This is a genomic window from Acinetobacter sp. CIP 101966, assembly GCF_000369725.1.
GTDB lineage: Bacteria > Pseudomonadota > Gammaproteobacteria > Pseudomonadales > Moraxellaceae > Acinetobacter > Acinetobacter lwoffii_Q.
On sequence record NZ_KB850160.1, the window covers coordinates 409,264 to 420,996 of the forward strand.

General features: G+C 41.3%; 15 protein-coding genes and 1 other RNA gene. 6 read left to right on the plus strand and 10 right to left on the minus strand.

The features are described from left to right. Window position 1: 1 nt before the first annotated feature. Complete coding sequence (locus tag F891_RS07950; protein WP_004646732.1) at window positions 2-667, minus strand: NAD(P)H-binding protein; 666 nt, start codon at window positions 665-667, stop codon at window positions 2-4. Window positions 668-881: 214 nt separating this feature from the next. On the opposite strand from F891_RS07950, the gene rpsT reads away from it, so the two are divergent. Continuing rightward, window positions 882-1,151, plus strand: a complete 270-nt coding sequence (gene rpsT, locus F891_RS07955; protein WP_004279868.1) for a 30S ribosomal protein S20 — start codon at window positions 882-884, stop codon at window positions 1,149-1,151. 161 nt (window positions 1,152-1,312) lie between these two features. Here rpsT and F891_RS18415 read toward each other — a convergent pair whose 3' ends face one another. From F891_RS18415 to F891_RS07970, 4 genes are all read right to left on the minus strand, one after another. Next, window positions 1,313-1,438 carry a hypothetical protein gene (locus tag F891_RS18415; RefSeq protein ID WP_004646731.1) on the minus strand — a complete coding sequence of 42 codons (126 nt, stop codon included), beginning with the start codon at window positions 1,436-1,438 and terminating at the stop codon, window positions 1,313-1,315. A 263-nt stretch (window positions 1,439-1,701) separates the two neighbouring features. Continuing rightward, a complete protein-coding gene (locus tag F891_RS07960; protein ID WP_004679438.1) occupies window positions 1,702-2,565 on the minus strand; it encodes an IS982 family transposase in 864 nt (287 codons plus the stop codon). A gap of 98 nt (window positions 2,566-2,663) precedes the next feature. Then, window positions 2,664-3,404 (minus strand): histidine phosphatase family protein, encoded by a 741-nt coding sequence (locus F891_RS07965; RefSeq protein ID WP_005263055.1) that lies wholly within the window; start codon window positions 3,402-3,404, stop codon window positions 2,664-2,666. A 63-nt stretch (window positions 3,405-3,467) separates the two neighbouring features. Then, window positions 3,468-4,319 (minus strand): 3'(2'),5'-bisphosphate nucleotidase CysQ family protein, encoded by an 852-nt coding sequence (locus F891_RS07970; RefSeq protein ID WP_004646729.1) that lies wholly within the window; start codon window positions 4,317-4,319, stop codon window positions 3,468-3,470. A 13-nt stretch (window positions 4,320-4,332) separates the two neighbouring features. On the opposite strand from F891_RS07970, the gene F891_RS07975 reads away from it, so the two are divergent. From F891_RS07975 to F891_RS07990, 4 genes are all read left to right on the plus strand, one after another. Next, window positions 4,333-5,019 carry an HAD-IA family hydrolase gene (locus F891_RS07975; protein ID WP_016806963.1) on the plus strand — a complete coding sequence of 229 codons (687 nt, stop codon included), beginning with the start codon at window positions 4,333-4,335 and terminating at the stop codon, window positions 5,017-5,019. Next, a complete protein-coding gene (locus F891_RS07980) occupies window positions 5,012-5,452 on the plus strand; it encodes an RNA-binding S4 domain-containing protein (RefSeq protein ID WP_004646726.1) in 441 nt (146 codons plus the stop codon). The genes F891_RS07975 and F891_RS07980 overlap by 8 nt, the downstream gene beginning before the upstream one ends. Window positions 5,453-5,597: 145 nt before the next feature. Then, the gene (gene recA, locus F891_RS07985; protein WP_004279873.1) at window positions 5,598-6,641 is read left to right on the plus strand and encodes a recombinase RecA; all 1,044 of its coding nucleotides are present in this window, start codon (window positions 5,598-5,600) and stop codon (window positions 6,639-6,641) included. Window positions 6,642-6,732: 91 nt separating this feature from the next. Then, entirely contained in the window at window positions 6,733-7,350 is a 618-nt protein-coding gene (locus tag F891_RS07990) for a regulatory protein RecX (protein WP_004646725.1), read from the plus strand. Between the two features lie 213 nt (window positions 7,351-7,563). On the opposite strand, the gene ffs is transcribed toward F891_RS07990, so the two are convergent. Next, window positions 7,564-7,660, minus strand: an RNA gene (gene ffs / locus F891_RS17380) — signal recognition particle sRNA small type. A 294-nt stretch (window positions 7,661-7,954) separates the two neighbouring features. On the opposite strand from ffs, the gene F891_RS07995 reads away from it, so the two are divergent. Next, entirely contained in the window at window positions 7,955-8,752 is a 798-nt protein-coding gene (locus tag F891_RS07995; RefSeq protein ID WP_004646724.1) for a tol-pal system YbgF family protein, read from the plus strand. A gap of 60 nt (window positions 8,753-8,812) precedes the next feature. Here F891_RS07995 and lpxA read toward each other — a convergent pair whose 3' ends face one another. Genes lpxA through F891_RS08015 form a run of 4 tightly spaced genes read right to left on the minus strand, consistent with a single transcriptional unit; the run spans window position 8,813 to window position 11,660 of the window. After that, entirely contained in the window at window positions 8,813-9,601 is a 789-nt protein-coding gene (lpxA, locus tag F891_RS08000; RefSeq protein WP_004279876.1) for an acyl-ACP--UDP-N-acetylglucosamine O-acyltransferase, read from the minus strand. Continuing rightward, on the minus strand, window positions 9,598-10,083 hold the full coding sequence (fabZ, locus tag F891_RS08005) for a 3-hydroxyacyl-ACP dehydratase FabZ (RefSeq protein ID WP_026055766.1): 486 nt from the start codon (window positions 10,081-10,083) through the stop codon (window positions 9,598-9,600). Before fabZ ends, lpxA begins: the two co-directional genes overlap by 4 nt. Window positions 10,084-10,088: 5 nt before the next feature. Continuing rightward, window positions 10,089-11,159, minus strand: a complete 1,071-nt coding sequence (lpxD, locus tag F891_RS08010) for a UDP-3-O-(3-hydroxymyristoyl)glucosamine N-acyltransferase (protein ID WP_004646721.1) — start codon at window positions 11,157-11,159, stop codon at window positions 10,089-10,091. Between the two features lie 3 nt (window positions 11,160-11,162). Continuing rightward, window positions 11,163-11,660, minus strand: coding sequence for an OmpH/Skp family outer membrane protein (locus F891_RS08015; protein ID WP_004646720.1), 498 nt, complete (start codon window positions 11,658-11,660; stop codon window positions 11,163-11,165). Window positions 11,661-11,733 lie beyond the last annotated feature (73 nt).

Sequence of the window (11,733 nt, forward strand, 5' to 3'; positions counted from 1 at the left end):
CTCATTTCATTTTTTGTATGCGTAAATTATCATAAATTTCAAATTTTACCGTCTGAGTTAGCGCGGCCTCGACCATAGTATGAGCCACCTGCTCGGCTGTCACTGGCTTATACGCAAAACTATCCGGAATAAAACGCGATACTTTGTGGTAAACCTGCTGCGCGATATCTTCCAAAAAACGCTGCTCTGGACGTTCACCAATGAGCAATGAAGGTCGAATCAAACTGATTCTGTCCAAGGACAATGTTTGTATATATTCTTCCAGTTCACCTTTGACCCGATTATAGTAAAAATGCGATTGGGAATCGGCACCCATTGCGCTTAGCAAAAGATAATGGGCTGAGGTTTGCTGTAACAGCTCTGCAAAGTGAGCATTTATGGTATAGTCAATACTATAAAATGCCTGTTTGGATCCGGCTTTTTTCATGGTGCTGCCCAGGCAGCTAAAACCATGGCTATGCTTGCTGACATCCTGATCATTCAACATCAGGAAATCTTCCAGTACCAGTTGTTGAACTTTATCCAAAGCATCCAGATCATTTTGATGTTTTCTGACCACTGCAGTAATCTGCTGGCAAGTCGGCTCATCTTGCAAACGTTTTATCAGTTGTTTTCCCACCAAGCCAGTGGCACCTATCACGATGGGATGAGTCAGTGATTTAGTCATTTTTTATACGATCTCCTGGGTGGAATACTAATCTAACGTTTTCTTTAGAATTTTTCTGCATCTAAAATGTTGTCAAAGCATGTCAAGACTTGACTTCGGTGCTTAGTTTAATCAAAATATGGCACTTGTTTACGGGCTGGTGATAATTCCTCTGATGTTGGTTTTCAGTTGAGTTTCAGCCCGCCCAGACCAATCTATTTCAAGGAGTGCACGAGTGGCAAACTCTGCTCAAGCTAAAAAACGTGCTCGTCAAAACGTTAAAGCACGCAAACACAACGCAAGCTTGCGTTCTATGGTTCGTACCTATCTTAAACGTACATTAGCTGCTATCAGCACTAATGACTATGCAGTTGCTACTGAAGCGTACAAATCGCTTGTTCCAGTAATCGACCGTATGGCTGACAAAGGCATCATCCATAAAAACAAAGCAGCTCGTCATAAGAGCCGCTTGAACGCGCAAGTTAAAGCACTAGCTTCTAACTAATCGCAAATGAAAAAAGCCCTTTTTAGGGCTTTTTTTGTGTCTGGAATTTGAAGAAACTAAAAAATATAATGACTCATTCAGAAAAATAATTTGTTTAGACAGCACTCATCCAGTCAATGCGATACTGTGAGATAAAAACCTGAATCTCCCTCTCTTTTAGATTATTGATCTTTATCCATAGAGGATGGCGAAGTGGTTTTATCCTGTTTCGTATTGTCAGTGTCCCGCTTTTGACATGCGGTTAAACCCAAAATCGCGATCAGGCTAAAAATTGTGATAACTTTCATAATTTTCCTCAAGATGAATATTTCTATATTTATTAAGCATAGATAATTTTTATACTTACATTATTGAATTTTCACCCTATAAATGTAAAAGGTGCAGTTTAAAATTTATTTTTATCGTTTTAGCCTGAACTTTATTGAATGATCAATATGAAACGCCCCACCATCTTTATAATTTCTAACTCCCCAATAAAAAACTCAATTGCTGTGAACAATTGAGTTTTGAATAGATCAATTTAATTTAACCTGAGTTCGATGAAATCCACTTAACCTTTTAGCATATTTTGGAAAGTTGGCTTATTGGGGTTCAAACAATAAGCCACTACAGCAGCCATGATATTCACCATGAAGTTATTTACCGAACGATGACGTGAATGTTCAAGTTGATGTAAATTTTTTAATTGATCATTCACTGTTTCGATCAATCCTCTTCTGCAAAGTAATTGTTTTTCTTCTTCAGTTTGGATGGGTTTATTTTTCATATTCCGACGTGATGGGGTCAATATTTTCAGTCCTCTTGCTGCTAAAGCTTCGGCTTTTGCTTTGCTCAAATAGCCTTTGTCTCCGAGTAGGATCCCTTTTAATTCTTGAGTTAAAGATTCTAATATAGCAACATCATGAACATTTCCCGATGTCAGCTTGAGATTAATAATTTCACCTAAATTATTGATAACGAGATGTAATTTAAAACCATAAAACCAACCCGTACTACTTTTTCCACGACCGGCCAAGCCTTTAAATACACGATGCCTTTTAATCCGAAGATTATGGCAAACTACCAATTTAGTGGAGTCAATGATACTGATTCCCGTATCTTTTCCTTTCACCTGATGGAAGAAACTACTCAGAGCTTGCAAACAACGGGGCATGATTTCAATAAATCGGTTGTAGCTAAGCAGTTTAGGAAAAGCAGATTTCCAGAATGGAACGATCATTTGGCAATAAAAATATTTGAAGAATCTAAAACCGGATTGATGAAATAAAATGACAATGGTCATTGCTTCAGACAAGCTTAAAGCTGACTTTTTCAACCTGGTTTTTTGATTAGAAATTAAAGCTTTCTCTAAAGATTCATTAAATTTTTTGCAGAAATCATCCAAAATACAAAATAATTCGGTAATATGATCCATTGAGAAGCCTTGTTTTATAACATTTTGTCTTGAGAACCAATATGTTACAAAAACAGGGCTTTTTTTCTACTCTTTTTTTATATCGAACTCAGGTTAATTTAAGAAAGTTGGGAACGTTTAAAATCAGCAATATCCAGTTCATGTACCTGACCGCGCCAGATCCATTTCAGTTTGGACTCCAAAAACACATCACCTTCAAACCAGACAAACAGACCTTCCATCATTTTTGGCCAGTCTTCCCGACTGACGTCTTGACGCCCTGACATCACTGCAATCATCGCTGCGAGAATAGTATCGTGGCTGACAGCCAAACTCAGCCCATATTTATTTTGTGGATGGGTGTTGTAAATCAGTTCCAGTACATCCACCACGCCATGAATCGGCTGTTTCATCCCAGGCAAGGCATTATTGACAAAACTGTTAATAAAACCGAGTGCACCCTGCTTGGCAAAATAAGGCCCAGCTTTTTGAATATCCAGCACAAAGCTGCCAGGCTCCATCAGAAGTCCCTGTTCAATAATTTCAATACGATGGGTATTCTGCTCAGGGGTAACCGCATCTGCCCCTTCAATCATCAATGCAGCGGTATCAATACACCGCTGGATCGGACTTGAAATACAGTGATGAATCACACGATCAGTTTGATCAGCCAGATAAGCACCCCATTCCTGCGCCAGATCCCGCCCCTGATTGGTCAGTTGCAGATCATAGCCTGCCAAACCTTGACCCGGAACCTCTTCACGAATCGAATGCCGTGTAAATAAGGTGACAGGCGTATGTACATCGGGCAATAAATCAATTGCACTCAACATACTCGGTGGAAGCAGTTTCAGGGACACGTTACAGCCAACTCTGGATTTGGTAATAGGTTAAGCACCACTATAACACGCTCAGAATTTTGCTCAATGCTCGGCCTGCATGTCAGAAACCGCCTGCAATGCAATAATTTTCATATCATTATTCTTATAAGCAATGAATCCGCCATTCAGCAAAGTATCCCGATGATTATAAATAAATGGGCGACCTTCTAAATCGACCAAGCCACCCCCAATCCGTTCGAGCATACATTGACCAGCGCTGGTATCCCATTCCGAGGTCGGATGAAAACGTGGATAGATATCCACCTGATCTTCCAGCATCATGCAAAATTTATAAGCGCTGCCCGCTTTAAATTCAGTGTAGTCCGTGAGCTTGGCCAAACTTTGTAAATATTCGAGATATTTCGGTTTCTGCTGGCTACTTTGGCTCAACCCTACAGCAATCATTTTAGATGTCGAAGACATTGCATAAGCAAACCATGTTCTAGTTTGAATATCATATTTATAAGGCAAGCCCTGCTCAGGACAGAAATAAATCAGTTGCTGCTCTGGAACCGCCAATATGGCAAAAGTGGTCAAACTGCCTCTGACCAGACTCAAATTAATGGTAAATTCGGGGCGCTGGTGCAAAAACTCTTTAGTGCCATCTAACGGATCCAGTAACCAGAATTCTGACCATGAGCGGCGTTCATGTTCCTGTCCTTCTTCAGACAGTAAAGGCAAGCTGGAAATCTCTGCCAAAGCTTGGGTCAGATAAGTATTAACCCGAAAATCTGCCTGAGTCACCGGAGAATTATCATTTTTTTTGATGACATCAAAAGCTGCACCAGAACAATAACGCTGATATTCTTCTCGCAAAATTTCACAGGCTTGTGTCAAAATGGGCACAAACTGCAAAATCATTGGATCTTGTGGTGCTGCTGTTGCTTTAAACATAGAAAACCTAAATATGTCAAAATGCTCTGAAAAACCTACCATAATTTTCGATATGGATGGCACTTTACTTGATCTTGCCTACGATGATTTCATCTGGAACGAGTTATTGCCTGTGCGTTATGCTGCCACACATGGCTGTAGCCTGGAACACAGCCAGGCGACACTCTATGCATTCTATCAGGAACATAATCATACCTTAAACTGGTACTCTTCACGCTTCTGGACGGCTAAAGTCGAAGTCGATGTTCTGGCGATGCAAATTGAACATAAAGATAAAGTGGCCTTACGCCCGCATTGTCTCGAATTGCTCGATTATCTTAAAAATAATGGCTATCCCATCTGGCTGGCCACCAATGCTGACTGTGCGGGTCTAGCATTTAAACTGGATCATTTGAATTTAAGAGATTATTTCGATGTGATTGTCAGTTCAGAAACGATCGGACATGCCAAAGAATTTATCGAGTTCTGGCAAGGCCTGAATGCGTTGCATCCATTTGACCCTGCACATGCTTATTTTATTGATGATACTGAAAAAGTCCTGAATGGGGCTCAAGCCTATGGCATTCAGAACCTGTTCAGCATCCAGCAGCCCTCTTCAGCCAAAGTAGCACGTCAGACTTGTAATTACCCGATGCTGCACCAATTAACAGATTTAATCACTCATTTAAATCAGGCTGAGGTAGAAAAAAAATATGCGTAAATCGTCTTTACCCGAAGATGCGGTAGGCATGCGTATAGACAAATGGCTGTGGGCAGCACGGTTTTTTAAAACCCGCTCGATTGCCAAACATGCGATTGAAGGTGGCAAAGTCCATCACAATGGTGAACGTGTCAAGGTATCGCGCGAAGTCCGTGTTGGTATGGAACTGACGATTCAGCAAGGCATCGACAAAAAAACCGTGCTGGTTAAGGAACTTTCTGATGTTCGTGGACCTGCACCCGTGGCACAAAAACTGTATGAAGAAACCGAAGTCAGTATTGCACGCCGGGAATTGATTACATCACAAAGAAAGTTGCATAATCTAGCTCGTCCCGACCATCGTCCAAGCAAGAAGGATCGTCGTGATATCAGTAGATTTAAAAATGAAAATAGTCAGAATTTCGATCAGTCATGGTCCTATAATGACGATTAAATTTAAGCGTCAGAATATGTCGTACATGCGCTGACTTTTATAGAACACTAGGGAAAATTCTGTCACTATACACCTGTGGAACAAAGCTCTAATTTAAGACATCCACTTGAGTACTAACTTAGTGACATCGTATTGAGGTTGTAAGATGGATGAGAATAAAAACAAGGCGCTCAACGCTGCCTTAAGCCAGATTGAAAAACAGTTTGGTAAAAATACAGTTATGCGTCTTGGTGACAATACCGTTCAGGCAGTTGAAGCTGTGTCTACAGGCTCTTTAACGCTGGATATTGCACTCGGTATTGGTGGTTTACCTAAAGGTCGTATCGTCGAGATCTATGGTCCTGAATCTTCAGGTAAAACCACAATGACCCTGCAAGCAATTGCAGAGTGTCAGAAAGCAGGCGGTACGTGTGCATTCATCGATGCGGAACATGCACTTGATCCTCAATATGCGCGCAAACTGGGCGTAGATATTGACAACCTGCTGGTATCGCAACCGGATCACGGTGAACAGGCACTTGAAATCGCAGACATGCTGGTACGCTCTGGCGCGATCGACATGATCGTTGTCGACTCTGTTGCTGCATTGACTCCGCGCGCTGAAATTGAAGGCGAAATGGGTGACTCGCATATGGGTCTGCAAGCCCGTTTAATGAGCCAGGCACTGCGTAAAATTACTGGTAATGCCAAGCGTTCCAACTGTATGGTGATCTTCATTAACCAGATTCGTATGAAGATTGGTGTCATGTTTGGTAGCCCTGAAACCACAACTGGTGGTAACGCACTGAAATTCTATGCCTCTGTTCGCTTGGACATCCGTCGTATCGGCCAAGTGAAAGAAGGTGACGAGATTGTTGGTTCTGAAACCAAAGTCAAAGTCGTGAAAAACAAAATGGCGCCTCCGTTTAAAGAAGCTTTATTCCAGATTCTTTATGGCAAAGGTGTTAACCATCTAGGTGAATTGATCGACCTTGCTGTACAGCAAGAAATCGTGCAGAAAGCTGGTGCGTGGTATTCTTATCAAGGCGACAAAATTGGCCAGGGTAAGAACAACACCATCCGTTATCTGGAAGAGCATAAAGAAATGGCTCAGACGATTGAAAAACTGATTCGTGACCAGCTTCTGACTAAAGCAGTGGTTGTTGAAGAAGACGATAGCAAGGAAGAACCTGACTTTTTAGATGCATGATCTTATTAGATGCATCATCTTTAAACGTCAATACACAGCGCCCTCCGGGGCGTTTTGTTATTATATAGGGAATCTAAAATCCGAGAGAATCATGTCAGACGCGAAATTCAGCAAACTGCTCGATTATGAAACTTTAAAACAGCAATTTGGTGATACTGAAGATCAAGCTCAACCTGCAAAAAGTGCGATCCAAGACGCTCCTGAATTTGATCCTGAAGAACGTTTGTTTTCCTCTACCCCAACTCAGGATGAGAAGAAACCGGGACTGACAGGCTCACGCTTACGTTCTTATGCCTTTGCCGTACTGACGCGCAAGGAATATTCCAAAGCCGAACTGATAGAGAAACTAGCCCTCTATGCAGAGCATCGTGATGAAGTTATTAACCTGGTTGAAGAACTGTCCCGTGAGAACTATCAAAGTGATCAGCGTGTGGCGGAAACCATGTTGTCGAGTCAAAAGCGTAAAGGCAAAGGTCCCAATCAAATTAAAATGAAACTCAAGAGCAAAAAGATTGATACTGCTCTGATTTCAGAAGAACTCAAAGAAACCGACTGGGTTCAACAAGCCTATGAACTAAAAGTCAAAAAATATGGCACCGAAGTTCCTAAAGACCCCAAGCTCAAAGCCAAACAGATCCGTTTTTTAATGTATCGTGGTTTTGAAATGGATGCGATTATCAAGGCCATTAACCGTAAAGCAGAAGACTAAGTCTTATATTCTTTGAAAGTCTTAATGAATTAAAAGGATTGGATATTTAATCTAATATTAGTTGGAAAATAAAATAAAGCACGGCAAAAGATAATGATGATTTAATCATTAAAACAATAAGATAATGCTGTTTGACGATATTGAAAAAAAATGATATTTGAGAATAGAAAACTGCGAATTCGCATTGTTATTATAATAAGAATATGGTGGCAACCCTACCAGCAAAGCTCCGGCACATCATAGTTCTATTACCGTTGCTACCTTCCGGTCCTGGCGGGGTTCATAGAGTACAATTGCGAAGTAACCAGCAGGGCTACCATTACAAAAACAGAGTATAGAGATTTTTAATCAAGTTGCAAGCCTTGTTCCGCAAAATAATCCCTTAAGCTATCCGTTTGATTATTTTAAAAACAATATTGATATTTCTGCTGATTTTTAAGGGATCTTCACAATCAATCCATCAACACTCAGATTCACATGATCTTTGTAAAACCTTGTTGCATTTTCTAAAAATGCCGTTTTTAATGTGTGCAATGTATATGAATGATCTACTTTGAAAAGATGAGCAGCGGATCCGCATCTCACAAAGAATTATGGAAATTTTATGATGTTTAAAAAGACCGTATTGTGTGCAGTGACAGCACTCTTTACCACGCCTCTATTTGCCAATATTCCGATTGAATCGCGCGGCTTGAGCCAAGCTACGAATCAAACCGCAGTAAATACCCCAGCGGCAATTGCGGCTGGTGCAACTCCAGCAGTTCAAACCAATACCAGCTGGCAAATCATGCAAAAGAACCAGCAGCTCGAAAATGACTTGCGGATTTTGCGCGGTAAAATGGAAGAACAGGAAAATGAGATTGAACGGCTCAAAAATGAACTGACCAATCGTTATGCCGATCTCGATCAGCGTCTCGAACTATTGCAGCAAAAAATTGAACCTGCTGAAGACAATCCAACGGAGGAAAACCCACAGGATACTGCACCCAGCCTAAACACAAATAAGGTCAATACAGCAAGCAGCGGAAAGCAACCTGCTGAGCTAGAAAAGGCAGCTTATACCGTGGCTTTAGATGCTTATAAAAATGGCGGTGCAGCCAAAGCCATTGCACCGATGCAAAACTTTATTAAAAACAATCCGAATAGCGTTTATATCAGCAATGCCTATTTCTGGTTAGCGGAATTCAATCTGGCGATTGACCCGCCAAAATTTACTGAAGCGAAACGTAATTATCTGATTGTCGTTGACCGTTACCCAAATTCTGCAAAAGCCTCCACTGCCCTGTATCAGCTTTATAACATCAGCAAAGATGTTGAAAAGAATACTACGCTTGCATCGCAATACAAAACAAAGCTATTGAAGAATTATCCGAAAGCTGAGGAAATTAAATTTCTTAAGTAAAATAGAAATTCCCAAAATAAAAAAGACACCTTCAGGTGTCTTTTTTATTACCTCAAACATTTAGCGCACAATGCCGCGCTTCGACTGTTCAAGAGAGTCAATTAGACGTTGTACTTCAGCCACTTCCGGCAAAATTCCTGTACGGATCTGCTCGATTGCTTCCTGAGTCGTTAAACCTGATTTATAAATCAGTTTAAAGGCATCACGTAAACCGCTGATTACGGTCTTCGACCAGCCTTTACGACGCATGCCTTCAATATTCATGGCAAATGCATGCGCAGGATTACCTGAAACCATCACATAAGCCGGCACATCTTTCAAAATCAGTGATGCACCACCAATCATGCTATAAGAATCAATCTTACAGAACTGATGAATGCCCGAGTTTCCGCCAATGACGACGTAGTCCCCGACATGGACATGTCCAGCCACACCGACGTTATTGGCAAAGATATTATAATCTCCAACCATACAGTCATGTGCAATATGAGTATTGACCATGAGCAGGTTATGACTACCGATCTTGGTCAGGCTCTGGTCCTGAACCGTACCACGATGCAGACTGCAATGCTCACGAATCTTGTTGTGATCGCCAATCTCAAGCCAGGTTTCTTCACCAGCATACTTAAGATCCTGACACACCTCGCCTACACTGGCGAACTGGAAAATTTCATTATATTCACCTATACGCGTATAGCCACCCACCACCACGTGTGAATGAAGTTTGCTACCCGCACCAATAGTGACATTTGGCCCGATAATACAATATGGGCCAATTTCTACATCAGCAGCAATGACTGCTGACGGGTCAATAATGGCAGTTGGATGAATAAGGGGATTATTGCTCATGCCTGCTCGACTTTTTGATGCGAAACCATAATTTCCGCGGTTGTTGCGACGACGCCATCTACAGTGGCAATACAATTATATTTGTAAATGCCCCGCTTTTGCATCACTAATTCAGATTTTAAAACCAATTGGTCACCTGCAACCACCTGTTTTTTAAATCTAACTTTTTCCGCACCGGCAAACAGGAACAAAGAACCTTCACTTGGTACTTCGTTATTCATCACAAAACCCAGAATTCCAGAGATTTGTGCCAGTGCCTCAACAATCAGTACACCTGGCATAATTGGATAATTCGGAAAATGGCCTTGTAAAAACTCTTCATTAATTGAGACGTTTTTATAACCAACAATGCCATTATCGGTAATTTCGACGACGCGATCAACCAATAAAAATGGATAGCGATGGGGCAAATATTCACGAATCTTTTGAATATTCATTGGCAATTCAGGCTTCGTGAATGTAGGCAAATTCGACTCTGTCATCATAATTATTTACGCAACTTAAATGTTGATTCAATGGACTCAATCTGAGATTGCATATGATCTAGTCGTTTGATCACCTGGGTCAATGGCACATCTGCTAATTGTCTGAGGCGAACCACGGTACGTTTCCATTTCTGATTTTCAAACAGACCAATCCCGGATGAATATTTTCCAGCTTCAGAAATATTATTTGTCACCATTGACATTCCGGTCAACGTCACATTATCAGCAATATTCAAGTGTCCAGAAATCGCAGAGGCACCACCAATGATACAGTTTTTGCCAATTGAAACACTTCCTGCAACGGCAGTTTTTGCAGCAATCGCGGTATGTGCACCAATTTTAACGTTATGTGCGATTTGCACAAGATTATCAATGATCACACCCTGTTGCAAAATCGTATCATCCAGTGCACCACGGTCTACGCTACAATTTGACCCAATACGCACATCATCCTCAATGCATACAGAACCTAATTGCGCAATACGGTGCCATTTACCCTGATAAGGTGCAAAACCAAACCCTTCGCTACCAATCACGCTATTGGCATGAATGCGCACCCGATTACCAATTTTTGCTGCGCCGGTGAGGGTCACATGTGAGTCAATAAAACAGTCCTGACCGATCTCGACATCATCATCGATCTGCACATGCGCCTGAACAATCGTATTCGCACCCACGACACAATGCTCACCAATCACCACGTAATGACCAATATAAGCATCGTCCGCAATCACTGCCGACGGGTGAATTTGAGCAGTACTCTCAATGCCACGCTGGCGATGTTTTTTCTCAAAGACATGCGTCAGAATCGCAAAAGCCAGATAGGGATTTGCCACAACAATAAAGTTTTGATGTGAAGTTATCTGTTGTTTTAGTTCAGCCGTGACAATTAAAGCACCTGCCTGACTTTGATTGGCCTGCTCTACATATTTATCGGCATTCACAAATGCCAGATCGTGTGAAGTTGCCTGTTCAAGACTGGCCAAAGCGCTCAAACGTAAATCTGTCTGACCTATGCACTCGCCCTGAACCAGGCGAGCGAGATCAGCTAACTGAAGCTGTTGATGATTCATTGATTATTTAATTGCATTAACCTTTTGAATCATTTTATCAGTTAAATCATATTTAGCATCATAAGCAAGCGCTGAATTTTTATTTAAAACCACATCCAGGTTGTTTTCTCTACGCAATTGTTCAGCAATTTGCTTTACCCGTGCATCAAATACAATTCGGATCTGCTGAATCGAGCTTTGGACATTCGTCTGTACAGATTGCTGTAACTGATTCAATTCTTGCAACTTAGCCTGATATTGCACAGACATTTTCTGTTTTTCAGTCTCACTGAGCTTGGTATTGGATTGAGCACGTTGCTGCAAAGTTTCCAGCTCTTTGCTGAGTTGCTCAATCTTAGTGGTTTGTGGCTGAATTTTTTGCTGGAATATCGTGTTTTGTTGTTTCAGATAAGTACTACCTTCAACCACACGCTCCAAGTCAATTACCCCCATACTGGCCGCTTGAGTTAAAGGTGCAACACTTGCCAAAGCCAGGCTCATTGCCATAATCATTTTTTTCATATTCTTACTCATTCAAAAAAATTTGCTCACAAAACCTGCAGGCTTTATGAGCAAAATTTAGTTTCTAGGTCAA